This is a genomic window from Acinetobacter sp. YH12058, from assembly GCF_013419805.1.
Taxonomy (GTDB): Bacteria; Pseudomonadota; Gammaproteobacteria; order Pseudomonadales; family Moraxellaceae; genus Acinetobacter; species Acinetobacter towneri.
In genome coordinates this window covers 16,334-42,717 of the sequence record NZ_VOZL01000015.1, presented here as the reverse complement: position 1 = coordinate 42,717, position 26,384 = coordinate 16,334, and the positions used below count along the sequence as shown (strand labels likewise).

Annotated in this window: 23 protein-coding genes and 1 pseudogene; 15 read left to right on the top strand and 9 right to left on the bottom strand. The window is 39.6% G+C overall.

Annotated elements, in window-relative coordinates:
• Positions 1 to 69: 69 nt before the first annotated feature.
• From FTU09_RS09765 to FTU09_RS09755, 3 genes are read right to left on the bottom strand one after another with little or no spacing between them, the layout of a single operon-like run.
• A complete protein-coding gene (locus FTU09_RS09765; protein WP_180080150.1) occupies positions 70 to 1,506 on the bottom strand; it encodes an efflux transporter outer membrane subunit in 1,437 nt (478 codons plus the stop codon).
• Between the two features lie 22 nt (positions 1,507 to 1,528).
• Positions 1,529 to 3,502, bottom strand: a complete 1,974-nt coding sequence (locus FTU09_RS09760; protein WP_180080147.1) for a MacB family efflux pump subunit — start codon at positions 3,500 to 3,502, stop codon at positions 1,529 to 1,531.
• A 1-nt stretch (position 3,503) separates the two neighbouring features.
• Positions 3,504 to 4,838: an efflux RND transporter periplasmic adaptor subunit gene (locus FTU09_RS09755; protein ID WP_180080144.1), complete on the bottom strand. Its 1,335-nt coding sequence runs from the start codon at positions 4,836 to 4,838 to the stop codon at positions 3,504 to 3,506.
• A 413-nt stretch (positions 4,839 to 5,251) separates the two neighbouring features.
• On the opposite strand from FTU09_RS09755, the gene FTU09_RS09750 reads away from it, so the two are divergent.
• Positions 5,252 to 5,701, top strand: a complete 450-nt coding sequence (locus FTU09_RS09750; RefSeq protein WP_004974971.1) for a bacteriohemerythrin — start codon at positions 5,252 to 5,254, stop codon at positions 5,699 to 5,701.
• A gap of 50 nt (positions 5,702 to 5,751) precedes the next feature.
• On the opposite strand, the gene holA is transcribed toward FTU09_RS09750, so the two are convergent.
• From holA to FTU09_RS09730, 4 genes are all read right to left on the bottom strand, one after another.
• Entirely contained in the window at positions 5,752 to 6,750 is a 999-nt protein-coding gene (holA, locus tag FTU09_RS09745) for a DNA polymerase III subunit delta (RefSeq protein ID WP_180051775.1), read from the bottom strand.
• Positions 6,751 to 6,771: 21 nt separating this feature from the next.
• Positions 6,772 to 7,302, bottom strand: coding sequence for an LPS assembly lipoprotein LptE (lptE, locus tag FTU09_RS09740; protein ID WP_180043942.1), 531 nt, complete (start codon positions 7,300 to 7,302; stop codon positions 6,772 to 6,774).
• A gap of 196 nt (positions 7,303 to 7,498) precedes the next feature.
• Positions 7,499 to 10,120: a leucine--tRNA ligase gene (gene leuS, locus FTU09_RS09735; protein WP_180080141.1), complete on the bottom strand. Its 2,622-nt coding sequence runs from the start codon at positions 10,118 to 10,120 to the stop codon at positions 7,499 to 7,501.
• Between the two features lie 130 nt (positions 10,121 to 10,250).
• Complete coding sequence (locus FTU09_RS09730; protein WP_373685373.1) at positions 10,251 to 10,622, bottom strand: DUF4124 domain-containing protein; 372 nt, start codon at positions 10,620 to 10,622, stop codon at positions 10,251 to 10,253.
• 730 nt (positions 10,623 to 11,352) lie between these two features.
• Here FTU09_RS09730 and FTU09_RS09725 point away from each other — a divergent pair.
• The 3 genes from FTU09_RS09725 to ilvC all read left to right on the top strand — a co-directional run bounded on the left by FTU09_RS09725 (position 11,353) and on the right by ilvC (position 14,712).
• Positions 11,353 to 13,080, top strand: a complete 1,728-nt coding sequence (locus FTU09_RS09725; protein ID WP_096902629.1) for an acetolactate synthase 3 large subunit — start codon at positions 11,353 to 11,355, stop codon at positions 13,078 to 13,080.
• Positions 13,077 to 13,568 carry an acetolactate synthase small subunit gene (gene ilvN / locus FTU09_RS09720; RefSeq protein WP_004974986.1) on the top strand — a complete coding sequence of 164 codons (492 nt, stop codon included), beginning with the start codon at positions 13,077 to 13,079 and terminating at the stop codon, positions 13,566 to 13,568. The genes FTU09_RS09725 and ilvN overlap by 4 nt, the downstream gene beginning before the upstream one ends.
• A 127-nt stretch (positions 13,569 to 13,695) precedes the next feature.
• Entirely contained in the window at positions 13,696 to 14,712 is a 1,017-nt protein-coding gene (gene ilvC, locus FTU09_RS09715; RefSeq protein ID WP_004974988.1) for a ketol-acid reductoisomerase, read from the top strand.
• A gap of 147 nt (positions 14,713 to 14,859) precedes the next feature.
• Here ilvC and FTU09_RS09710 read toward each other — a convergent pair.
• Positions 14,860 to 15,407: pseudogene (locus tag FTU09_RS09710) on the bottom strand (transposase); the annotation flags it as partial.
• A 399-nt stretch (positions 15,408 to 15,806) separates the two neighbouring features.
• On the opposite strand from FTU09_RS09710, the gene FTU09_RS09705 reads away from it, so the two are divergent.
• The 5 genes from FTU09_RS09705 (at position 15,807) to FTU09_RS09685 (ending at position 20,389) form a co-directional block, all read left to right on the top strand.
• Positions 15,807 to 16,697 (top strand): mitochondrial fission ELM1 family protein, encoded by an 891-nt coding sequence (locus FTU09_RS09705; RefSeq protein ID WP_180080135.1) that lies wholly within the window; start codon positions 15,807 to 15,809, stop codon positions 16,695 to 16,697.
• Positions 16,698 to 16,813: 116 nt separating this feature from the next.
• The gene (locus FTU09_RS09700) at positions 16,814 to 17,842 is read left to right on the top strand and encodes a glycosyltransferase (RefSeq protein ID WP_178318717.1); all 1,029 of its coding nucleotides are present in this window, start codon (positions 16,814 to 16,816) and stop codon (positions 17,840 to 17,842) included.
• Complete coding sequence (locus FTU09_RS09695; RefSeq protein WP_180080132.1) at positions 17,842 to 18,594, top strand: polysaccharide deacetylase family protein; 753 nt, start codon at positions 17,842 to 17,844, stop codon at positions 18,592 to 18,594. The genes FTU09_RS09700 and FTU09_RS09695 overlap by 1 nt, the downstream gene beginning before the upstream one ends.
• Positions 18,591 to 19,361, top strand: coding sequence for a glycosyltransferase family 2 protein (locus tag FTU09_RS09690; protein ID WP_180080127.1), 771 nt, complete (start codon positions 18,591 to 18,593; stop codon positions 19,359 to 19,361). Before FTU09_RS09695 ends, FTU09_RS09690 begins: the two co-directional genes overlap by 4 nt.
• Positions 19,358 to 20,389 carry a glycosyltransferase gene (locus FTU09_RS09685; protein WP_180080123.1) on the top strand — a complete coding sequence of 344 codons (1,032 nt, stop codon included), beginning with the start codon at positions 19,358 to 19,360 and terminating at the stop codon, positions 20,387 to 20,389. Before FTU09_RS09690 ends, FTU09_RS09685 begins: the two co-directional genes overlap by 4 nt.
• A gap of 15 nt (positions 20,390 to 20,404) precedes the next feature.
• On the opposite strand, the gene FTU09_RS09680 is transcribed toward FTU09_RS09685, so the two are convergent.
• A complete protein-coding gene (locus tag FTU09_RS09680) occupies positions 20,405 to 21,289 on the bottom strand; it encodes a hypothetical protein (RefSeq protein WP_180080120.1) in 885 nt (294 codons plus the stop codon).
• Positions 21,290 to 21,366: 77 nt separating this feature from the next.
• On the opposite strand from FTU09_RS09680, the gene FTU09_RS09675 reads away from it, so the two are divergent.
• Genes FTU09_RS09675 through FTU09_RS09650 form a run of 6 tightly spaced genes read left to right on the top strand, consistent with a single transcriptional unit; the run spans position 21,367 to position 26,374 of the window.
• The gene (locus FTU09_RS09675; protein WP_180080117.1) at positions 21,367 to 22,131 is read left to right on the top strand and encodes a glycosyltransferase family 25 protein; all 765 of its coding nucleotides are present in this window, start codon (positions 21,367 to 21,369) and stop codon (positions 22,129 to 22,131) included.
• Between the two features lie 29 nt (positions 22,132 to 22,160).
• Entirely contained in the window at positions 22,161 to 23,225 is a 1,065-nt protein-coding gene (gene rfbB / locus FTU09_RS09670) for a dTDP-glucose 4,6-dehydratase (RefSeq protein ID WP_180080114.1), read from the top strand.
• Positions 23,225 to 24,118 carry a dTDP-4-dehydrorhamnose reductase gene (gene rfbD / locus FTU09_RS09665; protein ID WP_180080111.1) on the top strand — a complete coding sequence of 298 codons (894 nt, stop codon included), beginning with the start codon at positions 23,225 to 23,227 and terminating at the stop codon, positions 24,116 to 24,118. Before rfbB ends, rfbD begins: the two co-directional genes overlap by 1 nt.
• Positions 24,115 to 24,999 (top strand): glucose-1-phosphate thymidylyltransferase RfbA, encoded by an 885-nt coding sequence (rfbA, locus tag FTU09_RS09660; protein ID WP_180080108.1) that lies wholly within the window; start codon positions 24,115 to 24,117, stop codon positions 24,997 to 24,999. Before rfbD ends, rfbA begins: the two co-directional genes overlap by 4 nt.
• Positions 24,996 to 25,553, top strand: a complete 558-nt coding sequence (gene rfbC / locus FTU09_RS09655; RefSeq protein ID WP_180080105.1) for a dTDP-4-dehydrorhamnose 3,5-epimerase — start codon at positions 24,996 to 24,998, stop codon at positions 25,551 to 25,553. The genes rfbA and rfbC overlap by 4 nt, the downstream gene beginning before the upstream one ends.
• The gene (locus FTU09_RS09650) at positions 25,553 to 26,374 is read left to right on the top strand and encodes a hypothetical protein (RefSeq protein ID WP_257226855.1); all 822 of its coding nucleotides are present in this window, start codon (positions 25,553 to 25,555) and stop codon (positions 26,372 to 26,374) included. The genes rfbC and FTU09_RS09650 overlap by 1 nt, the downstream gene beginning before the upstream one ends.
• The last annotated feature ends 10 nt before the right edge of the window (positions 26,375 to 26,384 follow it).

Here is a 26,384-nt window from a genome sequence, read left to right as displayed (position 1 = left end):
AAAGCCTGTGGATGTTTAAAATCATCCACAGGCTTTTTTTATCGTGATCAATTTAGATCAACTCTTGCATTATTGAATGTTTTGAATCGGACTACCACCCAACGCTTGCAATAAAGTCACATAGGCGTTGTATTGGTTTTGCTTGGTCTGCAATAAACTTAAACGTGCATTGCGGGTGGTTTCTTGTGCATCTAGCAGGTTTTTTAAGGCAATCGCACCATGCCGATAACGCACCTCAGTTAAGCGTTCAGTTTTCTCTGCCAGTGCTAAATTGCGGCTTTGCAGCGCGACTTGTTGATTCAGCGCGGTTCGTGCTGACAGTGCATTTTCGACATCGGCAAAGGCTTTATATAAAGTTTGTCGATATTGCACAATGGCTTTTTCATATTCCAAAGCATTCACTTTTAGATCGCGCTGCATATCATTCCATTGCAAAAATGGCAGGGTTAAACCTGCACCTAAAGTGGCAATTGGGTTTTTTAGGGCATCGCTTAAAGAGGTATGCGCGCCTGTACCGACACCTGTACTGAGTGTGCCTGTAAGACTGATGGATGGGTAATAACTGGCTCGATTGGCATCTTTATTGGCCAAGGCTTTACGTAAACGTAATTCGGCTGCACGTAAGTCGGGACGACGTGACAGCAGTTCTGCAGGTAAGCCAGCAGTAATATTCGGTAAACGAACAGCGGCCAAACTCTGTGGTTCATTGATATTCAACATTTGCACAGGTTGATGCAGTAAAACTGCCAAGGCGGTGCGTGTTTCAACTTTTTGCTGTGCAATTTGGCTCAAGGTTGATTTTTGACTTTGCAGGGCTTGTTCGGCTTGGTTTAAATCCAATCCTGAAACTGCACCCGCGCGATATTGCGCACTGACCAATTGATACGTTTTTTGCGTACTGGCAAGGTTTTGTTGTGCGACAACATAGCGTTCATTTAAATAACCCAATTGCCAATATAAATTGGCAGTGGTTGCAATCAGGCTTTGTGCGGTGGCTTGTAAGTCTTGTTCGGTGGCTAAGGCTTCCCAACGTGCAGCTTCAGTCTGATTGGCAAGTTTACCGAATAAGTCCAATTCATAGCTCAGTCCGGGATAATTCAGCGAAATCCCACGCGCTGTATCACCATTGCCCTCTAAACTAAATTGATGCCCTGTAGAAATACCTGCATTGCCAATCCGGACACCTTGCTGACGTTGGCTTTGTTTGGCTTGTAATCTGGCTTGTTGTAAATTCAGTCCTGCAACCGCGAGGTCACTGTTACGCGCCAAGACTTGTTCAACCAATTGATTTAAAGCAGCATCGTGAAAGAGTGTCCACCAACGGTCTGTATTTAGTTGTGCAAGGACTTGCTGGCTTTTTTGCTGCTGCTCAAACTGTTGAGGAATATTTACAGCAGGTGCCTGATAAGGTGTTTTGACTACGGCTGCACAACCCACTAAGCTGCTGCCAAGAAAAAGCGCAGTGACGAGTTGGCTGAATTGTCGTGACTTCTGGTTAAATCGCATCATCATTCCTTACTCTAATTCCTTATTCTCTAGATAGCGCATCGACAGGGTTCAGTTGGGCAGCATTACGTGCAGGAATAAAACCGAACACAATTCCAATCAGGCTTGAACAGACAAAAGCGGCTACAATCGAGGTGGTGGAGTACGCCATTTGAAAGGTTCCACCTGCCACATGATTAATCAATTGCCCAATTCCGAGTGCGAGCAAGACGCCAAGTACACCGCCTAAAATACACACTAAAATGGCTTCAATTAAAAATTGCTGCAAAATATCGCTTTGTCGTGCGCCGACTGCCATGCGTACCCCAATTTCTTGGGTGCGTTCTGTGACAGAGACCAACATGATGTTCATTACGCCAATTCCACCGACCACCAGTGAAATCACTGCAATAGCAGAAACCAGTAAGGTCATGGTGGCGGTAGTTTGTTGGATGGTTTCACGGATACTGTCGGCATTTTGAGTAAATACATCCTGCGCACCATGACGCTGTACCAACAGACTTAGGATGGCATTTTCTGCTGCAGCACTTGGATATTCATCTTTGACTCGTACAATAATGCTGCGCACATGGCTTTGGCCAAGCATGCGGCTCATTACCGTAGAGTAGGGCAAATACACATTTAAGCTGTCGGCATTGCCCATCATGCTTTTTTGTTCTTCGACCACGCCAATAATACGGCTGGGTACGCTGCCCAATAAAATTACTTGCCCGACAGGGTTGCTGCCATCACTAAAAAATGTATTTTTGGTGTTGTGATCAATCACCACATCTTGCGCTTGTTCCAGCACGCTGTGTTTGTCAAAAGGCTGACCCGACTGGAAGTTCATGCCGCGCACATAGAAAAAGTCTTCGCTCACACCATTGACTGTGGCAGAAGCCTCGGTGTCTTTAAAACGTACTGTGACGTTGCTATTGACCGATGGGCTGACCCCATCCACATAAGGTTGTTCTGCCAAAGCATCGGCATCGGCAGGAATTAGGGTTTTAAGCTGAGATGAGCGCGAGGTATCACCAAAACCACGCCCCTGAAACACGGTAATGGTGTTGGTACCTAAACTGCTGATGTTCTCTAAAATTTGTTTCTGTGAACCATTGCCAAGTGCCACAACAGATACAACCGAAGCGATCCCGATAATAATCCCGAGCATGGTTAAAAAGGTGCGCATGCGATGCGCATTCATCGCCAGTAGCGCCATGCGGAAGGCTTCACCTAAACGATCAAATACAGAACGCCAAGCTGAAGTTCTTTTTTGTGGTGAATGTTGCAAAGTTTGTTGGGTAATATCATCTTGATCGGCAGGTGTGTTGGGCTGATCAGAAATAATAAGCCCGTCACTGATTTCAATAATCCGTGTGGCATTTTTAGCGACATTATGGTCATGTGTGACCAAGATGATGGTGTGACCTTTGGTATTTAGCTCACGCAAAATCCGCATCACTTCAATACCGCTATTCTTGTCGAGTGCACCTGTGGGTTCATCGGCAAGAATCACATCGCCACCATTCATCAAGGCACGTGCAATGGATACACGTTGTTGTTGTCCACCTGAAAGCTGACTTGGGCGGTTTTGGGTTTTATCGGCTAGACCTAAGTCACTGAGCAGCGCAGTCGCGCGTGCTTGTCGTTCTTCAACATCGGCACCTGCATAAATTGCAGGCACTTCGACGTTGCCCGCAGCGCTTAAATCACCCAATAAGTGATAGCGCTGGAAAATAAAACCAAAATATTCACGACGTAGCTGTGCCAATTCATCGGCTTCAAGTTGTCGGGTTTCGCGTCCTTTGACTTTGTAGCTGCCTGTGGTGGGTTGATCCAGACAGCCCAAAATATTCATGAGGGTGGATTTTCCCGAACCCGACTGACCTACAATCGCAACCAATTCACCTGGGTAAATCTTCAGATCAATGCCTTTGAGAATCTGCACTGTAGATTCACCCGCAGGGAATTCACGGGTCAGATTGGTGACCTCTAACAGAGGTTGTGACTGACTCATCTTACATTCTCACTGATGGGCCAACACGACCACCACGCTTCGCCGCATCGTTTGAGGTATCGGAACCATCGGCAATAATGACTTGATCGCCCAGTTTTAGGCCACGAATGACTTGTACTGTTGCGCGGTTGTTTAAGCCAAGCAATACCGATTGTGGTCGAGCTGAACCATCGGCTTGCAGCACGCGTACCATGCCTAAAGAGGCTTTACCTTGATCAACCAAGGCTTTTTCATTGGTAGTCAATTCCAAGCGGGCAGGGCGTTTGCTAGAACTGGCATCGGTATTGTCGCGCTCAGCACGTACGTTGCTGTCTGAATTATTGCTGTTGCCACGACTGCGTGAACGGTTTACACCTTGTACCGCAGCAGCAGGAATGGTCAGCACATTGCGTGCCTCTGCCAATACAATGGACACTTGTGCGGTCATATTGATGCGTAGCTTGCCGTCTTCATTTGGTACGTCAAATAAAGCGTTGTAGTACACTGCAGAACTTGAAGATGATGACGTATTGTTATTGCTTTCGGTATTGATGGATTTGGGTGCAGGTTCTACCTGACGTAAAGTAGCGTAATGTTTTTTCTCACTGTTGCCCAAGGTGGTGAAATAGACCGTTTGTCCCTCTTCGACCTTCATTACATCCGCTTCAGAAATTTCTGCTTTTACAGTCATGGTGTCAAGTTTGGCTAATTTAACAATCGTGGGCGCACTTTGATTGGCGTTCACGGTTTGACCTTCTTCGGTCACAATTGCAACGACAGTGCCATCCATTGGGGCAAGAATACGGGTATAACCTAAATTTTCTTTAGACGTGTCTAAAGTTAGGCGTGACTGTTCAATTTGAGCGTTAATGGCAGCAATTTCTGCTTGTGAAGTTTTATAGTTGGCTAAGGCAGTTTCAAGTTCGGCACGTGAGGTCGCATCTTGCGCATACATGGCTTGTTGACGCTGATATTCTGCTGCGACTTTGGCGAGATTGGCTTGTCGAACCGCCAATTGTGCCTGTTGGTTTTTAATACTGGCCTGCGCTGTTTTAAACTCATTTTCCTGTCGTACGGAGTCAATTTGGGCAATCAACTGTCCTTGTTTGACCTGATCGCCTAACTGAACATACATTTTTTTGACTTGACCCGAAACTTGCGCACCAACGCTGACCATTTTGGTGGCTTCAAGTACGCCTGTTGCCAACACCGCACTTTCAATATCTCCACGACTTACTTCGGCAGTAATGTATTGCGGTTGTTGTTCTTTCGGTTTTAAAAAATACCAAGCGGCAAGTGCCAGCATTAGCGCAATGATAATTCCCGCAATAAGTTTGGTCGATTTTATTTTTGGCATGAGTCAAAAAACAGAAAAAAAGAAATTAAAAGGATTATAGAAGTGAAATAAGGATAAATCGTGAATTTTTTAAAGAAATTGCAAATGAGAATTATTTATTAGTGGTTTGAGCTAGATTTAATACAGTCTGAGTACGGTATTACATCCATAAAAAAGTGAAAATAGCATCTGTTAACGAGGTGGGATAGTTGGTTTCATCTCTATGATAATTTTATTAATTTTTATGATAAATGCTGAAAAATACAACTATGGTCTAAGTTGCTTAAAAAACCTTATTTTCTATATGGATTTAAAAATTAAAAGCGGCTAGTATCAAATTCCATAAAATAATTATGGATTTAATCATTAGGATAATACGGCATCGGGACGATGCAATAAAACACGACTTTAAGCAAAAAATCTGAGGGTAAATCATGGAGTGGAGTGAGAAATTTAATATCGGAATTGATGTGATTGACAATCAACATCGACAAATTCTGGACTATATTAATGCGCTGGAAAAAATTCGGGCGACAGGTGCGCGGGAGCAAATCAAAGAAGTCTTGGATGACTTGATTGACTATACGCAATCGCATTTTAGCTTTGAAGAAAACTTGTTGTCACAGGTCAATTATCAATACTTACCATCACATCGTGGTATTCACGAACTTTTTGTGAAGCGTTTGAATGATTGCCGTCAGCGTTTTGCCAATGGCGAATCGGTAGAACATGATTTGTATCGTTTGTTGTCTAAATGGTTGATTAACCATATTCAGCATGATGATCAGGATTATGTCGATGCGGTACGCGACAATATGCTGCATTATTTGCGTTCGCAGGAACAGAAAAAAGGTAAAAGTTGGTTTGCACGTTTCTTTAGCTAATCTTGCGATAAGTGGCTGACTTTAAAATTTATTTAATGAAGTCTGCTAAATTAAGCCGAGTGAGAAGCGAACAGTGTTTTACCACAGAGTTCTGTAATGGCTTGTAGCACCAGATGTTCAGGGTTTTCCTTGGACATCCCTTTAATGGCGGCATCAATACGCAATAACAGAGCAGGCCATTGCAAGAAACTATTTGGATTTAAACGTCGCAAAGCTTGCTGATACACACTGACTTTGTTTTTCCAAATACCCAGTTGCAAAGCATTTTGTGGTTGTTCAAATAATTGCATCAGTAAGCGCATTTCTTTGCTGATGCTCCACAAAATTAAACTCATGGCTTCACCCGAAGCCATGAGGTATTGAAAAATTTTCATAGCTTGCGCTAGATTTCCCGTCAGTAAAGCATCATTTAAATCATAAGTGCTATAACGAGATTGATCTTGTAAACAGGCATGTAAATGTTCAATCTGAATCTGCTGAATTTCAGGAAAGGTGTCACTGACCCGCATTAAGCTATTTTTGGCAGCCAAAAGGTTGTGTTCATGATGTTGTTCCAACCATTGCCACGCATCATGTCCTAATTGAATGCCAAGCTTTTCTGCTTCCAAACCTAAAATCTGCTGCCGATCTTTAGGATAATTCGCCGTAAGCGCAACATTGACCCCATTGGCATCAATCAACTGAAAAAAACTGGATTTCAGACTATTGTTGTCTTGTTTCGGCATTACCACCAACAGCAAGTTTTGTTCATTGTGTTGAATATAACTTTTCAGTTGTTTTAGTGTGCTGGCATCAGGCTTGATATTGCCGTGTACTTCAACCGCCAATTGACTCGAAAACAGTGACAGACTGTTTAAGGCATTGAATACATTTTTCCAATCGCTAACGCTATTTAAATCATAACGCTGACGTTCAATATCCTGTTTTTGCCAACTGGCACGAAAAGCATCCAGCAAGTTTTGTTCGAGTAAGGGTTCTTGACCATGCAAAATCCATACGCCACGTGCTTCATCGACACGTTTGAGGGCTTGTAGATAGTCAAGTTTCATAAAAAATTCGCACTCGAAAACTTATTTAGGGTTTGAATACACAGGTGGGTTGACCAAAGGTAAACGATTAGATGAAATTTGACGCACAATTTGCTGTGCTACATCATCAATAATGACTTCTTTTAAGAATTTTTGTTCCTGATCATCGGTATTCACAGTTGCGACATCGTATTGATAACTGCGCGTTGCCATGACGGTACGAGGTTCGGTGATCGGGTTGCCTTGCGCATCTTCAATACGGAAAGTCACACTCAAACGCAATAAGGTTTCTACCAGTTTGCCATTCAATTCCAAGCGACGTGGTGTATAGTCAAGTACACGCAGTACATAGGCATTAGGGTCATTGCTGAGTTGTACGCCCGCTGTACCCATGTGAATGGAAAGTTTTTCTTCTAATTCTTCAGCATTGCTCGGTAAAGCCAGACTCATTTTTGAATAAGCCACAGGTGCAATGCTTGGATTGGTGCCTTTAAGATGAAAACCGCAGCCGACTAAGCTAGCACTGAGTCCACAAGTTAAAACAATGACTGCTAGACGTTGGCTAAAGTGCATGTGCTGTCCTCTGTAATATTCTTGAAAGTTTAAAAGCGGAAGTTGAGAATATCTTGATTGTAGGTGCAAAGCTCGTTGACTGACAACGGGCTTTGTTTGGAAATTGTTTTAATTCCTTTTTTGTAGGAGGGTTTAGGGGGATTGTTTTATAAAATCCCTCCAAACCTCCCTTTAAAAAAGGGAGGTTTAAAAGCACTTAAACCACCAAATTCACTAGCTTATTCGGTACCACAATTTCTTTCTTGGTTGGCCCAGTCAAGAATGGTTGTACTTCTGGTAAGGCTTTGGCAAGTGCAAGAATGTCTTCTTTAGATGCATCTACCGCTACATCAAGCTTGCCGCGTAATTTACCATTTACCTGCACCACAATAGTTTGAGTATTGCGGGTTAATGCAGACTCATCGACCACAGGGAATAGGGTAGAGGTTAATTCAATTCCGAACTCTACCAATAAGGTTTGGCTCAAGTGTGGTGCAAATGGCGCAAGCAAGGTCAATAAAGTCACAATTGCTTCACGTTCAACCGCAAAGTCTTGTTCGTTCTGCGCTTCAAACTTGTTGCAAGCATTCAAGAGTTCCATCAATGCTGCAATTGCAGTGTTGAACGCATGACGACGCTCAATATCATCGCCCACTTTTTGAATGGTTTCATGGGTTTTGCGACGTAAGTCTTGTGCTGCTGTAGCAAGTTTGCTGCTGTCTATTGCAGTTGCATTGCTGCCTTTTTCAAGGAAACCTGCCGCCAAACGCCAAACACGTTTTAAGAAGCGGTTCGCACCTTCAACACCTGCATCTGACCATTCTAAAGACTGATCAGGTGGTGCAGCGAACATCATAAATACACGTGCAGTATCTGCGCCGTATTGGTCAATAATGGCTTGCGGGTCGATACCGTTATTTTTCGATTTCGACATTTTTTCCTGACCGCCAACAATCACAGCTTGACCATCGCCCATGTATTTTGCAGAAAGAACACGACCTTTTTCGTCTTTTTCAAGCTCGATATCGGCAGGGTTAAACCAAGTTTTCTTGCCGCTTTCTGCTTCGCGGTAGAAGGTGTCAGCCAAGACCATGCCTTGAGTCAGTAAGTTGGTAAATGGCTCATTGCCTTGTACCACGCCTTCATCACGCATAAGTTTGTGGAAGAAACGCGCGTACAATAAGTGCAAGATGGCGTGTTCTACACCACCAATATATTGATTAACTGGCAACCAAGTTTGCGCAGCTTCAGGCTTGACCATGCCACCTGTAAAGTCTGGAGATGCGTAACGTGCGTAATACCAAGATGACTCTACAAAAGTATCTAAGGTATCGGTTTCACGACGTGCTTCGCCACCACAGCATGGGCAAGTAGTTTGATAGAATTCAGGCATTTTATTTAACGGGTTGCCTGAGCCATCTGGCACAACATCGGTAGGTAAAATGACAGGAAGCTGATCTTCTGGAACTGGAACTTGTCCACATTTTTCACAGTTGATCATCGGAATTGGGCAGCCCCAGTAACGTTGGCGTGAAACACCCCAGTCACGTAAACGGAATTGTACTTTTACATTGGCTAAGCCTTGTGGCTCTAATTTCGCTAAAAGTGCATCAAAAGCCGCTTGGAAATCTAAACCATCAAATTCGCCTGAATTGACCAGTTTACCTTCTTTAGAACCGTACCATTCTTGCCATTGGGTTGTGTCAAAGTCCGCATCGTCTGCACCTTTGGCATCAATCACCTGAATAATTGGCAATTGGAATTTATTGGCAAACTCAAAATCACGCTCATCGTGTGAAGGTACAGCCATCACCGCGCCAGAACCGTAAGACATCAACACATAGTTGGCAATCCACACAGGTAATTCTTTACCTGTTACTGGATGCTTCACAAATAAGCCAGTCGCCATGCCTTTTTTCTCGGCAGTGGCAAGGTCAGCTTCTGCCACAGAACCCATGCGGCATTCTTCAATAAAGGCTTTTAATTGTGCATTGTTTTCTGCTGCTTTTAACGCCATTGGATGTTCTGCAGCAACAGCCACATAAGTTGCACCCATTAACGTGTCAGCACGCGTTGTAAATACAGTCAGACCATCTGCATAAATTTCAGGATTTGCCGATGGGAATGTGATTTCCATCCCTTGCGAACGCCCAATCCAGTTGCGTTGCATGGTCAAGACTTGCTGTGGCCAGCCATCTTTTAAAGTTTCTAAATCGTCTAATAATTCTTGGGCATAATCGGTAATGCGGAAGTAGTACATTGGAATATCGCGTTTTTCTACCAATGCACCTGAACGCCAACCACGACCATTTTCGACCTGTTCATTGGCCAAAACTGTTTGATCGACAGGATCCCAGTTGACTGTCGAGAGTTTGCGATAAATTAACCCTTTTTTATACAGTTGCACGAATAACCATTGTTCCCAGTGGTAATACTCTGGGGTGCAAGTGGCAAATTCACGATCCCAATCTACTGCCAAACCTAGTTTTTTCAATTGGTCGCGCATGTAGGCGATATTTTCAAAAGTCCATTTAGCTGGGGCAACCTGATGCGCAATCGCTGCGTTTTCAGCAGGTAAACCAAAAGCATCCCAACCCATAGGTTGCAAGACTGTTTCACCTTTTAAACGGTGAAAACGGCTAATTACATCACCAATGGTGTAGTTACGCACGTGACCCATGTGCAGTTTGCCGCTTGGGTAAGGGAACATCGAGAGGATATAACGATGTGGACCTTCGACTGTGTCGGCAACTTTAAAGGCTTTACGAGATTCCCAGTCGCTTTGGACTTGGGGTTCAATCGCACTGGCTTGATATTCAGGGTCAATGTGAGTAGTCATAAGGTTAAATCAGGAATAAACGGTTAAAAAAAGTGTGTCACACAGCATAGCGCAAAATGCAGCTAAATTGAATTTTGCGCGTTGGATTGTGCAGGAAAATTTAAGTGAGTCGTACTTTATGGCTTAAAACTTAAAAAACTTGTGGGTTGGCACGTTCTTGTTGTGCCTGATTTAAAGCTGCATTGGCTTCACGTTGTTGCTGATCTATGGCTGGATTTCCTGCAGGATGATTTGTGGTTGGTGTCGCTTGTTGGTTTGTTGCATTTGCAGCAGTAGGCTCAGGGTTCGCAGTAGAATTTGCAGGAATGGCAACAGTAGGTGCTGAATTTTTCCAGCCGTAGGTATCGACTTTACCTTTTTTCTTGGCTGTTTTTGGTGGTGGTGTCGTGGTGTAATGGGTTGATCCATTTGCATCGACCCACTTGTAATATTGTTTTGCAGAAACTGAGCTAGTGGCAAAAATTAGAATCAAGCTTGCAGAAAGACAACTCAAGCGGATCATTGGCGTTTTCATGTTTGGAAGTCCTGAGCAAAAAAGGTAAATGGCAGAAAACCAATTACAAAAAATCATGTTGGCTAAATTTTAGCAATAATTCCCCGTGAAGCTAGGATTTATTGACAATTTTTTGATGATTTTTATCTGCAATATCGCCTATTTAAAATTGGAGCATTGACTTGTCTATTTGCAAGTTAAAATAAGCTGAAATGCGTTGGTGAATCATAACCAAGCGATTTATATATTTTTTAATTCATTCTTTATTTTTATGTATGTGATATGAAAAAATTATAAAAAATTCAGCAAATATCTGAAAGTTATTTGTTTTATATGGAAATATTGGACTTGGGATTAAATTGTGATGGATGACACAAAGCGTAAAAAATACCCAGTTTATAAATAAAGCAGAAAAAGCCGATTTTTAAACTTGACTTTAGTCGGGTAAACTACAAAAATGCACACTTTAGTTTTATGTGCCTTAGATCGATCACCCTTCGAATAAGTGTCATGTCATGCAATGGGCAACTTCTCTAGCCGAGAAGCTGAACAAAGCTTATAAAATGTGTTTACCCCAACACGTTTTAGATCTCATATTGCTTATACGGTAATCAGATCAGAAATTTTTCCTATTGCCATGAAAACTATGAAATATGTGTGCTATAACAGTGCAGGAATTAATGAACAAAACACTGCAGGTGTCTCCCATTTTGCAGTGACAAGACTAGGGTGAATCACGTTGGAACTTTTATCTGGTGGTGAAATGCTCGTTCGCGCATTGGCGGACGAAGGCGTTGAGCATGTTTTTGGATACCCAGGCGGCGCAGTACTTCATATTTACGATGCGTTCTTTCAACAAGACAAAATTAATCATTACCTTGTGCGCCATGAGCAAGCTGCTGGTCATATGGCAGATGCCTACTCGCGCGTAACAGGTAAAACTGGTGTGGTGCTGGTGACTTCAGGTCCTGGTGCAACCAACACGGTAACTCCAATTGCAACGGCTTATATGGACTCAATCCCAATGGTGATTTTGTCAGGTCAGGTTGCAACACACTTAATTGGTGAAGATGCCTTCCAAGAAACCGATATGGTGGGTATTTCACGTCCGATTGTAAAACACAGTTTCCAAGTGCGTCATGCAAGCGAAATTCCTTCAGTGATTAAGAAGGCATTCTATATTGCATCTTCAGGTCGTCCTGGTCCTGTGGTGGTTGATATTCCTAAGGATGCAACCAACCCAGCAGAAAAATTTGCTTACGAATACCCAGAAAAAGTGAAGATGCGTTCGTATCAACCGCCGCATCGTGGTCACTCAGGTCAAATTCGCAAAGCAATTGATGAGCTATTAAATGCCAAACGTCCTGTGATTTATTCAGGCGGTGGTGTTGTTCAGGGTAATGCTTCTGAGCAATTGACTGAGCTTGCACACATCTTGGGTTTCCCTGTAACCAATACATTGATGGGCTTGGGCGCGTTCCCAGGTAATGATCCACAATTTATTGGTATGTTGGGCATGCATGGTACTTATGAAGCCAACATGACCATGCATAATGCTGATGTGATTTTATGTATTGGTGCGCGTTTTGATGACCGTGTAACCAATAACCCTGCAAAATTCTGTCCAAATGCCAAAGTCATTCATATTGACATTGACCCTGCGACCATTTCAAAAACTATCATGGCACACATTCCAATTGTAGGTGCGGTTGAACCTGTACTTCAGGAAATGTTGGTTCAATTGAAGCAATTAAATGTGTCCAAGCCAAACCCTGAAGCGATTGCTGCATGGTGGAATCAGATTAATGAGTGGCGTAAAGTTCATGGTTTGAAATATGACAAGCCAACCGATGGCACGATGAAGCCGCAACAAGTGGTTGAAGCTTTAGACAAAGTGACCAATGGTGATGCGATCATTACTTCTGACGTAGGTCAGCACCAAATGTTTGGCGCGAACTACTATAAGTACAAGCGTCCACGTCAATGGTTGAACTCTGGTGGTCTAGGTACTATGGGTGTAGGTTTACCGTATGCTATGGCGGCTAAACTGGCTTATCCAGATCAACAGGTTGTATGTATCACGGGTGAAGCATCGATTCAGATGTGTATCCAAGAGCTTTCTACCTGTAAGCAATATGGTTTAAACGTTAAGATCTTATGCTTGAATAACCAAGCTTTAGGTATGGTTAAACAATGGCAAGATATGAATTATGAAGGTCGTCACTCAAGTTCTTATGTTGACTCATTGCCTGACTTCCCTAAATTGATGGAAGCTTATGGTCACGTTGGTATTCAAATTAACCATGCCGATGAGCTTGAGTCTAAGCTTGCAGAAGCGATGGCGATTAATGACAAATGCGTATTCATTAACGTAATGGTTGACCGTACAGAGCACGTTTATCCGATGCAAATTGCGGGTCAATCTATGAAAGATATGTGGTTAGGTAAAGGGGAGCGCACAGAATGAGACACATTATTTCCGTTCTCGTTGAAAACGAATCAGGTGCGCTTTCTCGTTTAGTGGGTTTATTCTCTCAACGTGGTTATAACATTGAGACTTTAAACGTTGCACCAACCGAAGACCCAACACTTTCACGTTTAACGCTTACAACTTATGGTGATGATCATAAAATTGAGCAAATCACCAAACAACTGAATAAATTGGTTGAAGTGGTTAAAGTGGTCGACCTGTCAGAAGGCCCGCATATTGAACGCGAATTGATGCTGATTAAAGTCAAAGCATCGGGTGCTGCACGTGCTGAAATTAAACGTACTGCAGACATCTTCCGTGGTCAAATTGTGGATGTCACACCAACGACTTATACGGTGCAGCTTGCGGGTACAACTGAAAAACTAGATGGTTTTATTGACGCGATTGCTGAAAACACCATTTTAGAAGTTGTGCGTTCAGGTGTGTCAGGTATCGCACGCGGCGAAAAAGTTTTAACCATTTAACTAAATTTCATAGTTAATTTTACTCATCGAATTCATTCCATCTCAAAGGATGGAGAGCTTACTCAAGTACTGAATAGACAAGTACTTGAGTAAGATAGGAATCCTAAGCATTTTAGCGGAGACAGCAATGCAAATTTTTTACGATAAAGACTGCGACTTATCTATCATTCAATCTAAGAAAGTAGCGATCATTGGTTACGGTTCACAAGGTCACGCGCACGCGCTTAACCTTAAAGATTCTGGCGTAGACGTAACTGTAGGTTTACGTGCTGGTTCTGCTTCTTGGAAAAAAGCTGAAAATTCGGGTCTTAAAGTTTCTGAAGTTCCTGCTGCTGTTGCTCAAGCTGACTTAGTTATGATTTTGACTCCAGATGAGTTCCAATCACAACTTTATCGTGACGTGATTGAGCCAAACATCAAGCAAGGCGCAACTTTAGCATTTGCTCACGGCTTCTCTGTACTTTATAACCAAGTTGTTCCACGTGCAGACTTAGATGTAATCATGGTTGCACCTAAAGCACCTGGTCACACTGTACGTTCTGAATTCCAACGTGGTTCAGGTGTTCCTGATCTTATCGCGATTCATCAAGATGCTTCTGGTAATGCACGTAACGTTGCACTTTCTTACGCTTCAGGTGTAGGTGGTGGTCGTACAGGTATCATCGAAACTTCTTTCCGTGAAGAAACTGAAACTGACTTATTTGGTGAGCAAGCAGTTCTTTGTGGTGGTGCTGTTGAATTGGTTAAAATGGGCTTCGAAACTCTTGTTGAAGCTGGTTATGCACCAGAAATGGCTTACTTCGAATGCTTACACGAGCTTAAATTGATCGTTGACTTGATGTTCGAAGGCGGTATCGCTGACATGAACTATTCAGTATCTAACAACGCTGAATATGGCGAGTATGTAACGGGTACTGAAGTGATTAACGAACAATCACGTGAAGCAATGCGCAATGCACTTAAACGTATTCAATCTGGTGAATATGCGAAAATGTTCATCCAAGAAGGTGCGTTGAACTACCCATCAATGACTGCTCGTCGTCGTCAAAACGCGGCTCACGGTATTGAAGTAACGGGTAACAAGTTACGTGCGATGATGCCTTGGATCCAAGCAAACAAAATCGTAGACAAAGAGAAAAACTAAGTTTTAGTTTAATCTTTAAAAAACCCTTATTGTATATAAGGGTTTTTTTATGAGTGAAGTAAAGGATGTTACGTGCCTTGCGCTTCGCTCAGAACTGTGTTTTCACTCCTTGCGCTGTAAGCGTCCGCTGAACCCCATGCCTATTTTTTAATTTGAGTTGGATTTCCAGCGATGTGGCGTAATTCTTCTATTTGGGTCGCTTTATGCGTCGGCAGCCTTTTCAGCACATCACTTAAATAGGCATACGGATCCAAGCCATTCAGCTTTGCTGACTGGATTAAAGTCATGATATTCGCCGCTCGCTGGCCGCTGCGCAGCGAGCCAGCAAACAGCCAGTTCTTGCGCCCTAAGGCCCAAGGTCGCATTTGATTCTCTACCCAATTATTGCAAATCGGTAGATTGCCATCATCCAAATAGCGAATTAAAGCTGGCCAACGCTTCAGAGTGTAATTGATGACCTTGGCGGTGGGAGAACTCGATGGCACCGTCAGATGATGTTGGTTGAGCCATTCATATAGTTGTTGCATCACCGGTTGGCTATGCTGTTGTCGGTATTCGCGGCGGTCTTCCGCTGTACCATCCGTCTTTTTCCTGAGTTCTGCTTCTATGGCATACAGTTTCTGAATCAGCACTAATGCCTGTTCAGCGACCTGACTTTTCCTGGTCACATGCAGTTCATGGAATTTACTGTTAGCGGCAATGTAAAAATGACCCCCCAACAGCATTTGAAAATTGACCCCCTTGGTTAATATAGTGGTCATTTGGACTGCTCAACATGTTAACTTTGGAGCAAGCAGTGACAATCCAAATACTTCATCAACAAGGTCAATCTATTAAGGCCATTTGAACCGTACCGGGTTTGTCGGAGACTCAATATTCTGAGAGACTATTCCGATGAAAAAACCAAACTATACTCCCGAAATTAGAGAAAGAGCGGTTCAATTACTCATTGAATCTGAAAAGGCGGATTCAAGCCCTGTGACAGTTCAATGAAGTTTATATTTCGAGTCATTGAGGATATGTAGCTTTGCTTACTTTAAATGCTTTGATCTAGTAAAATGATGCTATTCGTGCTTTAGATCTGGTGGGTGAATATGCATATTTTATATGTGAGCGATGGTAAGGCAGGTCATCGCTCTCAAGCATTGGGTCTTTTTAAGGCAATGCAAAAGCAAACAAATATTGATCTGACTTTTGAAGAAATTTCAATTGATCATTTACCACTGTTGAGTTTATTGACCGCATATAAAAAACAAAAACATGCGGCTGTATCGCAGCAACCAGATTACATTTTTGGGGTAGGCAGTCATACGCAATTACGTGTTTTCTTGATGGGTAAAGTTTTTCCATGTGCAAAAACTGTCATTTTAATGAAACCCAATTTTCCATTATCTTGGTTTGATCATGTGGTTATTCCTGAACATGATGGTGTGCCAGAGCAGGCAAATGTGATTGTTACACAAGGTGCGCTGAATCCAATTGAAAATGAGCAGCGACACATTCCAAACCGTATTTTGATCGCATTAGGTGGTTCATCTAAACGGCATGTTTGGAATGCAGATAAGGTGTTGTCTGCGATTGGGCAGATCGTGCAGCAGAATATGCAGTGTGACATTATTTTGACGAGTTCTAGGCGTACACCTGCTGATTTTTTAGCGACATTGGCTCAGCAAAGTTTTGCTTCACGACTACAAATTTTTCCAGTTGAAGAAACGCCGCAGGGTTGGATTTTTGAAGAGATGCAAAAAGCGGAAGCGGTATGGGTGACTGAAGATAGTGTGTCTATGATATACGAGGCCCTCACCGCAGGTTGTAAAGTAGGGCTTATTCAGATAGATCGAGTGAAAGAGGATCGTATCACCCGTTCGGTACAGCATTTGCTTGATCAAAAACTTGTATCGAATGCTAGACAAATTGCTGAATTATATTCTACGACTGCTTTTAAAGAAGCAGAGCGTGTGGCGAATAGGATGCTAGTTAAATGAGTTGTAGTTGTTTAAATTGTTATGATGGACTAGCTTATATCCTATTATTCTTTTTTAACAACGATTAAAATATACCAATCTATAAGTGGAACATTCATTTGTTTCTTGAGTGATTTATGAAAATATTACATATTGCGAATTTTGGATTCAACAAACAAGGTGCTCATTTTTATTGTACAGACCGTAAGATTTCTGCGGGTTTGATTGAAAATGGTCATTTTGTATATGACTTTAGTTTTCGTGATATGGCTAGAATGGGAACTATTTTTAAAACAAAAAAATTAGGGGCAAATTGGGCAAATAAAGAAGTTCTTAAAATAGTTTCTAATTTAGAACCAGATCTAGTTTTGATTGGACATAGCGATTTAATGAGTCCAACGGTGTTAAAAGAGATAAAGCAACAATTCCCAAAGACAAAAATTGCATTTTGGTATGTTGATCCTTTGTATTTGGAGCAAAAACTTGGTTTTGTTCGTGAATTTTCTCCATATTTAGATGCTATTTTTTGTACGACTGGTGGAGAATATCTTCAAAAATTGAAACAGCCAAATTTAAAAGTAGCTTATTTTCCTAACGTCGGGCATTCAAATGTTGAAATACTAAAACAATTTGAATCTACAAATATTGATAAAGAATTTATATTCTGTGGTGTTGTTTATAAAGAACCAGAACGTGAAAAATTTTTGAAAGACTTGGCAAATACTCTCCAAGCACATTCATTGAAATACCAATATTATGGTTGTTTTGAGCAAGCTGGCGTGTATGGAAAAGGTTATTATAAAGTGCTTTCAGAAGCGCGTATGGGGTTAAATTATTCACGTAAAAACGATGTAACTTTATACAGTTCAGATCGTATTGTGCAGTTAACGGGTAATGGCCTGTTGACTTTTAGCCCTCGTATCCCTGATTTTGAAAAACTGTATAGTGAACAAGAAATTGTCTATTTTAACGACCAAAATGATTTAGCTGAAAAAATTAAGTACTATGCAGATCATCCTGATGAGGCAAGAAAAATTGCAGAATTGGGTTGGAGCAAAACGCGTCATAGTTTTAATGCTAAACGTATTACTCAATTTATGCTTGAAGTTACTTTTGATCAGCCGTTATCTGAAGCATATGAGTGGGCATATGAGGTGTATATCTAATGTGGTTTGTTTATGTGGTACTTGGTTTAATTGTTTTTGCTGCAATACTTTACTTATTGGGTAATTATACCTTTTGGTTACCATTACGCAGTGCAAAATTGCCACGTATCGTGATGTTGCATCAAGTAACCCCCCATGCAGAAGCTTCAGGTATGAATATGCCACCGGCTAAATTTGAACAGTTGTTGCAGTATTTGGTAAAAAAACGGGCTATTTTTTGTTTCGTTTCCGAACTTGACCAGTATGAGGGGCAGAGTAATGTTTTTGCCTTATCATTTGATGATGGCTTTCAGGATAACTACCAGTATGCATTTCCTTTACTCAAAAAATATAATGCGAAGGCAACAATTTATTTAGCAACACAAATTGAAGGTATTGAGAAGTTAAATACAGCACAAATTCAAGAAATGTCAGCTTCTGGCTTAATTGAGTTTGGTGCACATACTCAGCATCATGTAAATTTGCTGAAATTGTCTGATGAGGAAGCATTTGCAGAAATGCAGGCATCAAAAAAAGATGTGGAAGTTTTAGTAGGGAAATGTCCAAGCTTTGCTTATCCATTTGGGCGTTTTAATGACAAACATCAACAAATGGCAAAAAAAATTGGTTTTAAAAATGCTGTATCTACACGTAAAAAAGTAGAAGCTTATACAGAAACTAATCAATTTAATATTCCACGTGTCAGTACACATGGCGCAATGAATGCTTTACAAATGCGTATTGCTTTAGCCAAAGGACGATATAAATTATGATTCCTTGTAGTGTTTATATCGTAACATTAAATTGTGCTGAATGGCTTGAGAATACACTGGAAAGTGTAAAAGACTTTTCAGAGGTCATTATTTTAGACTCAGGCAGTACAGATCATACTTATGCTATTGCAGAATCATTTCCCAATACGCGGATTTCTCATCAAGATTGGCAGGGCTATGCTGGTCAAAAAAGCTTAGCTTTGGCGCAATGTAAAAATGATTGGGTTTTAAATTTAGATGGTGATGAAGTTTTATCTTCTGAATTAAAAGCTGAAATTGAGCAAACGATACAAAGTAATCAATTGGATGCTTTAATTACACCAATTAACGATGTGTTTTTAGGTGTTCCCAATAGTAAACATACAAAAAAGCATGCCAAGGTACGTTTTTTTCGTAAATCTAAAGGGCGATATGACTTAGAAAATAAAGTGCATGAAAATGTGATTGTAGATGGTCAGAGTGTTCGTGCAGAAGGTGATATTTACCATTATGGTGAATCAAGTATTTTTGTTAAAGTTGAAAAAAATAATCAATATTCTGAATTAAAAGCACAAGAAAAATACCAAAAAGGTAAAGCGCCGAGTTTATTAAAGTTGGTTTTAGTCATGCCTCTCACTTTTGTAAAGTCTTATTTTATTAGACGTAGCTGCTTAAATGGGTGGAGGGGCTTTGTAAACAGCATGGTAAATGCTTTTTATGCATTTTTAAAGGAAGCTAAATTATTTGAGCAACATCATAAAATGAAAAATAAACAGGATAATCTATGAAGATTGTTCAAGTTTTGGCAACAAGTGGTGGTGTTGGTGGTTTAGAACAACACACTTTTAACTTGGTTAACGAATTATCTCAGCAACATGAAGTACATATTATTGCACACCCTTGCTACGTGGATAAATTTAATGCGCATGTATGTTTTCATGCTGTAGATTTTTCTCGTAGTCGTTGGAATATATTTTTACTTTGCCAGCTAAAATCTATTATTAATAAAATTCATCCAGATATTGTACATGCACAAGCAGGAAAAGCTGCTGAATTGATCTCTAAAATAAGAACATGGCTAAAACCTGTTAAATTTGTAACAACAGTTCATGGTACGAAAAAGAACAAATCAATTTATGCTTTTGCAGATGCCGTTATTGCAGTAAGTCAGGCTTTAACGCAGGGAATTCCTAGTGAAAAAGCGTATGTGGTTTACAATGGTGTATATACACAACCAAATTTATCTGACGAGCAAAAACAACAACTAAAGTCGGAAATCTATATTCAATATTCTTTAGTAAATTCTTCTAAAAAAATAGTAATGTGTATTGGGCGTTTAGAACCTGTAAAAAATATAAGTTTATTGCTTCATGCAATGTCTAATATAGATGCACATCTTTTTATTATTGGTGATGGGTCATTGCGCTCAGATTTAGAGCAACAAACAGCAGCACAAAAAATGAAAGACCGTGTTGCTTTTTTAGGTTTTAGAACAGATGCTCGTGATTTAATCCAAATCGCTGATGTTGTTGTATTGTCCTCGGATCGTGAAGGATTTCCATTGGTGATGGTTGAAGCTTTACAAGCAAATAAAACGATGGCATCTACTCGTGTAAATGGTGTTATTGAATGGTTGCCTGAGCCATATCTTGCAAATATTGGACAGGTGAAAGAGTTGCAACAAGCAATAGAAAATGCCTTAACTGTACAAGCACAAACAGATTTTTTACCTTTGTTCATGAGAGCAAAGCAAGAGTTAACTGTTACAGCTATGGCGCAGCAAACGCTCAATATTTATGAGCATTTGCTAAAATAGTTGTTTTGGGCTTATTTACTTTTTAACTGATAAGCGTATTGCATCTAAAACTACAAAATTATGTTCAACATTTATTGTATGGCAACCATCATCGTTATTATTCCATGTGGGTAAAACAACTTCTAAAAGTTGCTCTTTATATGAGGTTGGGCTAAGTTCAAGAATTTCTTTGAATTCAATATTACCACCATAACGTTTTAATGAATCTTGACTAGGTCTTATAAGTTTTTCTTTATAAATAAAAGGCTTACCAGCCATTCTGAATTGTTGATGACCTTTGCAGACTGGATTTTGTGGGTGTTCTTGCCAGTTAGGATTTAAAATATCTTCAGTAAAGAAAATATCTAAACGGTCACCAAATTTTTTACAGTTTCTACGTGTGGACGTTAATAAATACCACATCCCTTCATGATAAAGAGGAGTGGTATCTACAGCATCAATATTTTCAAATAAGTTTGAATGTTTTTCCCATTTGAGAGGGAAATCAGTACATTTCCATAGTTCAATAGTTTTATTAGCACTGGTTTCAGGAATCATGTACCAGTTATTTTCTACCTTAAATACACAAGGATAAGATAGGTGATAGTCCAATTTTAAAATAGTTTGTGGCTTTGAGTAGCTTCCATCTTTAAAAACCTCTAAGACTGATAAAAAACCTACGGGATGAACATCATTTACTTCTTCAAAAAATATAAAGTGTTGATTATTCTCTTGTGCATAAAAACAGTCAGCAAAGGTGAATTTGTGTGGTGAATGAATTTCAAAAAGATCTTTAAGCTGTTTTTGATTGTTAAAGGATTCATCTAACCAACCAAAACGCATATACCAATGTGAATTAAATTTTTTGGCTTGTTGGTTTTGTTGAAATTTATACCATTTCTTTAAAATTTTGCGCATCATAAAATTGGATGTATAAGACTATCTATCTAATTCTACATTAGATATTATGTTCAGCAATACAGTATTGGCTTATATGTATGAAAGTTTTTGTTATTAGTATCGAAGAAGAAAACTCACCAAGGTTAAATAGTTTTTTATGTCAGCCTTTTTTTCAGAATGGAAATTTAGAATATACAAAAGTTGGGGTAAAAGGGGGGGAGCTTTCAGCAAAAGAATATTTTGAATTAGCTGTTAAAGGGCGTGAGAAGCCACTAACACCAGGTGAGTTAGGCTGTACCTTGGCGCATTTAGCGGCATTAATGAAGTTCTTGGAAACTAGGGATGAGTTTGCATTAATTCTAGAAGATGACGCTATTTTGAAAAATAATCTTTCATATCAAATGCTGAGTGATGGATTAAGTAAGATAGATTTGCCCAAAAATTTATTATTAAGTATTGGTGGTATTCAAATGAAAGAATGCCGTAAAGTTAGAGGGAAATTTTGTGATTTTAGTCTATTAGATAAAAAAGTTTTAAAGGTAGTCCCTGATTTTTTTCATAGAGTAAATTATACAGTATCTTATATTGTAGATCGTAAAATGGCGAAAAACTTATTGGAATATCATAAACCAGTTAGACGTGCTGATGATTGGAGTTATTTATATGACTTTGATTCTACTTCAAATATTTTAATGGCTTATCTTGTTGATCATCCAGTTGTTGAGAGAGGTGAGTCAAATAAAAATTTAAGCACAATTGAGGCTGAAAGATTAAAGTCAACGGATGTATTGGTTAGTAAATTTGGCTCGGGTATGAAATACAATTTAGCTAAAATTTTTTATAAGCGTTATAGCGAGAAGTAAATTTTGTTATTAAAAAAATGGGAGATATTTTGAATATTTTAGTTACCGGTGGTGCTGGATTTATTGGTTCGGCTGTTATTCGCCATATTATTCAAAATACCAATAATCAAGTTCTGAACATAGATAAATTGACTTATGCAGGTAATTTAGAGTCCTTAAAAGAAGTGGATCAGCATTCAAACTATCAGTTTAAACAAATTGATATTTGTGATACTGAGCAAATTACAGCTGCAATAGATGCATTTCAACCTGATGCAATTATGCATTTGGCTGCAGAGTCGCATGTAGATCGCTCAATTGATGGTCCAGCAGCATTTATTCAAACTAATATTGTGGGAACTTATACTTTATTAGAAGCCACTCGAAAGTATTGGGTGGGGCTTGACGCTGAAGCTCAACAAAACTTTCGCTTTCATCATATTTCAACTGATGAAGTTTATGGTGACTTAGAAGGCACGACAGATTTATTTACTGAAACGACTTCATATGCGCCAAGCTCTCCATATTCTGCCTCTAAAGCCAGTTCGGATCATTTAGTACGTGCTTGGCACAGAACTTATGGTCTGCCTGTCATTGTGACCAACTGCTCCAATAATTATGGGCCTTACCATTTTCCAGAAAAATTAATTCCATTGGTGATTCTAAATGCACTGGATGCTAAACCTTTGCCTGTATATGGGAATGGTCAGCAAATTCGGGATTGGTTATTCGTAGAAGATCATGCACGTGCTTTATATAAAGTGGTGACCGAAGGTGTAGTGGGTGAAACCTACAATATTGGTGGTCATAATGAAAAGCAGAATATAGACGTGGTCAAAACCATTTGTAAAATTTTGGATGAGTTAAAACCACAGGCCAACGGTCAAGCGTATGAGTCATTGATTACGTTTGTAAAAGACCGCCCTGGGCATGACTTACGCTATGCGATTGATGCTACAAAAATTCAAAATGAATTGGGCTGGTCACCTACAGAAACTTTTGAAACTGGAATCCGTAAAACGGTAGAGTGGTATTTGAATAATCAGGAGTGGGTTGCCCATATTCAAAGTGGGGAATACCAATCTTGGTTAGAAAAACAATACAAGGCTAAGTAATGAAAATTTTATTGCTTGGAAAAAATGGACAAGTTGGTTGGGAGCTTCAGCGCTCCCTTGCGCCATTGGGTGAGGTGATTTCACTTGATCGAAATGGTTTAAATCAATGGTGTGGTGATTTAAGTAAACCTGAACAAATTTATCAAACTATTATAGATATAGCGCCAAATGTTGTTGTGAATGCAAGTGCTTATACTGCTGTAGATTTGGCTGAAACAGAACAAGATATGGCTAATCTCATTAATCATGTGACAGTAGGGAAGATAGCTGAGGCTTGTGCTCAAATTAAAGCACTTTTAGTGCATTATTCGACAGATTATGTTTTTGATGGTGAAGGGACATCAATATTAAATGAAACAGATGCACTGAAACCTTTGAATGTATATGGTCAAACTAAGGCATTAGGTGAGCAGGCTATTCAAAATGCTCAGTGCAATTACTTGATATTTCGAACATCATGGGTTTTTGCACAAAAAGGTAAAAACTTTTTAAAAACAATGCTTGCTTTATCTCAGCAGCGTGAAGAACTATCTATTATTGATGATCAAATTGGTGTTCCAACGTCAGCTGAGTTAATTGCCGATGTAAGTGCTCATGCGATTGTGCAGACATTGCGAGATCAAACTAAAATTGGTATTTACCATTTGGTTGCTAGTGGGGAAACATCGTGGTTTGAGTATGCAAACTACATATTTGAGCAAGCAAAAAACTTAGGTGTGAATTTAGCCATTCAACAAGTTAATCCGATTCCAACAGCAGCATATCCGACACCCGCACAACGTCCACTTAATGCACGATTAAATAATCAAAAAACTCAACATGCTTTTCAAATTTATTTGCCAGACTGGAAAGTACATGTAAAAAGAACTGTAACAGAGGTACTTCAGAAATGAGTATAAAGCGTAAAGGTATTATATTGGCAGGTGGCTCAGGCACACGCTTACATCCTATTACTAAAGGTGTATCTAAGCAGCTTTTACCAATTTATGATAAACCCATGATTTATTACCCATTATCAGTATTGATGTTGGCAGGTATTCGTGAGATTTTAATTATTTCGACGCCTGAAGACTTACCAAACTTTGAAAAGTTACTTGGTGATGGTTCGCAGTTTGGTATTGAGTTGAGTTATAAAGAACAGCCTTCACCAGATGGATTAGCTCAGGCTTTTATTATTGGTGAAAAATTTATAGGCAATGATCATGTGTGCTTAATATTGGGTGACAATATTTATTATGGTCAAAATTTTAGTAAGCAATTAAAAGTAGCAAATGCTGTTGATGTTGGTGCAACTGTTTTTGGTTATCATGTGACTGATCCAGAGCGTTTTGGTGTAGTAGAGTTTGATCCAACAGGCAAAGTGGTGAGCATTGAAGAAAAGCCAACCAAACCAAAATCACCTTATGCAGTCACTGGATTGTATTTCTATGATAATCGGGTTATTAAGTTTGCTAAACAGGTAAAACCATCCGCACGTGGTGAGTTAGAAATTACCGACATTAACAATGCCTATTTGAAAGATGGCTCACTCAATGTTGAACTACTTGGGCGTGGTTTTGCATGGCTAGATACAGGAACACACGAGTCTTTATTAGAAGCGGGACAATTTGTATATACTGTTGAAAAACGTCAATCCTTAAAAGTTGCGTGTTTAGAGGAAATAGGTTTTCAACAAGGTTGGATTTCTACGAGTGAGCTGAAAGCAAGTGCTGAAGCACTTAAGAAAACAGATTATGGTCAATACTTATTGAAATTATTGGATGAAGTGAAATGAGAGTAGAAACAACTAAAATTAATGGTTTATTAATACTTCATCCACAAGTTTTTGGGGATGAGCGTGGCTGGTTTATGGAAAGTTTTAATCAGCAACGCTTTGAATCTGTCTTAGCAGGGTTGAATTTACCAATTCCAGTTTTTGTGCAGGATAATCACTCATTGTCTCAAAAAGGGGTATTGCGTGGTTTGCATTACCAAAAAGCTCCATATGCTCAAGGTAAATTAGTGCGTGTAGTGCAAGGTAGAGCTTGGGATGTGGCTGTTGATATTCGTCCTGAGTCTGAAACTTATGGGCAATGGGTTGGAGTAGAGTTGAGTGCGGAAAATAAAACTATGTTTTGGATTCCTGAAGGGTTTGCACATGGTTTTATAGCACTTGAAGACAATACTCAATTTCTTTATAAAACTACCAATTATTATAATAAAGAAAGCGAAGGTGCTATTATTTGGAGTGATACAACACTAAAAATTGACTGGCCTTTGAATAAAGTAGATAAGGTGATACTAAGTGATAAAGATACGAATAGTATGAAGTTTGAGGAGATTAAATAATGTGGTTAACAAAAAAAATAAAATATTATTCAAGAGGTTATCTTAGAAAAAAATTCTCAGATCCAAATCACTTGTACGATAATAAAGACTTATTTGTAAAATCGTTACCGCAAAAAAAAATTTTGCTTATTGGTATATATTTAACGGATTATCCAAATCAGGCAGAAATATTAAAAAATCAATTTTCTAAATCTATACAGCATGAAGTAGTTCAAAAATGGTATGCGATTGGAGAGAAACCTATTCCGGAATATATGGTGGATGTAACTATAGGTTACTCAAAAAAGAAAAATCCTAAATTTAAAGTATTAAATGAAATTCTCTCTGATTTGGATATGAGTGGTTATGATTTATTAATTATTAGCGATGATGATATTCATCTTTGGGATAATTTTATAGATGTATATGTAGGTTATATCTATAAATATGATTTAAAAGTAGCTCAACCTGCACGTACCAAGCATAGCTTTTATGACCACCAAATTTGCTTACAAGCAGACTCTATTGTTAAGGCACGATTAACAAATTTTGTTGAAATTGGACCTATCTTTTCATTTAGTAGAGATGTTTTTAAGTATTTTTTACCATTTCCTAGTCAGAGTCCGATGGGGTATGGTCTAGATTATATATGGCCTAAAATTGCAGAAAAATGGAAGTTTAATATTGGTATAGTTGATGCTACACCTGTTGATCACAGTTACCGACCTCAAGGAAAAACTTACGTTTCTAGTGAAAATATATTGAAAATGCAAGAACTATTTGAAAATTTCGACAATAATGAAAGAGATAAAAAAATATCTTATCAATATTTTAAGAATTAATTTTAGGGGA

Coding starts and splice junctions, on each gene's coding strand:
- FTU09_RS09765 (WP_180080150.1), bottom strand. CDS start 1,506: ATGCGATTTAACCAGAAGTCACGACAATTCAGCCAACTCGTCACTGCG.
- FTU09_RS09760 (WP_180080147.1), bottom strand. CDS start 3,502: ATGAGTCAGTCACAACCTCTGTTAGAGGTCACCAATCTGACCCGTGAA.
- FTU09_RS09755 (WP_180080144.1), bottom strand. CDS start 4,838: ATGCCAAAAATAAAATCGACCAAACTTATTGCGGGAATTATCATTGCG.
- FTU09_RS09750 (WP_004974971.1), top strand. CDS start 5,252: ATGGAGTGGAGTGAGAAATTTAATATCGGAATTGATGTGATTGACAAT.
- holA (WP_180051775.1), bottom strand. CDS start 6,750: ATGAAACTTGACTATCTACAAGCCCTCAAACGTGTCGATGAAGCACGT.
- lptE (WP_180043942.1), bottom strand. CDS start 7,302: ATGCACTTTAGCCAACGTCTAGCAGTCATTGTTTTAACTTGTGGACTC.
- leuS (WP_180080141.1), bottom strand. CDS start 10,120: ATGACTACTCACATTGACCCTGAATATCAAGCCAGTGCGATTGAACCC.
- FTU09_RS09730 (WP_373685373.1), bottom strand. CDS start 10,622: ATGATCCGCTTGAGTTGTCTTTCTGCAAGCTTGATTCTAATTTTTGCC.
- ilvN (WP_004974986.1), top strand. CDS start 13,077: ATGAGACACATTATTTCCGTTCTCGTTGAAAACGAATCAGGTGCGCTT.
- ilvC (WP_004974988.1), top strand. CDS start 13,696: ATGCAAATTTTTTACGATAAAGACTGCGACTTATCTATCATTCAATCT.
- FTU09_RS09705 (WP_180080135.1), top strand. CDS start 15,807: ATGCATATTTTATATGTGAGCGATGGTAAGGCAGGTCATCGCTCTCAA.
- FTU09_RS09700 (WP_178318717.1), top strand. CDS start 16,814: ATGAAAATATTACATATTGCGAATTTTGGATTCAACAAACAAGGTGCT.
- FTU09_RS09695 (WP_180080132.1), top strand. CDS start 17,842: ATGTGGTTTGTTTATGTGGTACTTGGTTTAATTGTTTTTGCTGCAATA.
- FTU09_RS09690 (WP_180080127.1), top strand. CDS start 18,591: ATGATTCCTTGTAGTGTTTATATCGTAACATTAAATTGTGCTGAATGG.
- FTU09_RS09685 (WP_180080123.1), top strand. CDS start 19,358: ATGAAGATTGTTCAAGTTTTGGCAACAAGTGGTGGTGTTGGTGGTTTA.
- FTU09_RS09680 (WP_180080120.1), bottom strand. CDS start 21,289: ATGATGCGCAAAATTTTAAAGAAATGGTATAAATTTCAACAAAACCAA.
- FTU09_RS09675 (WP_180080117.1), top strand. CDS start 21,367: ATGAAAGTTTTTGTTATTAGTATCGAAGAAGAAAACTCACCAAGGTTA.
- rfbD (WP_180080111.1), top strand. CDS start 23,225: ATGAAAATTTTATTGCTTGGAAAAAATGGACAAGTTGGTTGGGAGCTT.
- rfbA (WP_180080108.1), top strand. CDS start 24,115: ATGAGTATAAAGCGTAAAGGTATTATATTGGCAGGTGGCTCAGGCACA.
- rfbC (WP_180080105.1), top strand. CDS start 24,996: ATGAGAGTAGAAACAACTAAAATTAATGGTTTATTAATACTTCATCCA.
- FTU09_RS09650 (WP_257226855.1), top strand. CDS start 25,553: ATGTGGTTAACAAAAAAAATAAAATATTATTCAAGAGGTTATCTTAGA.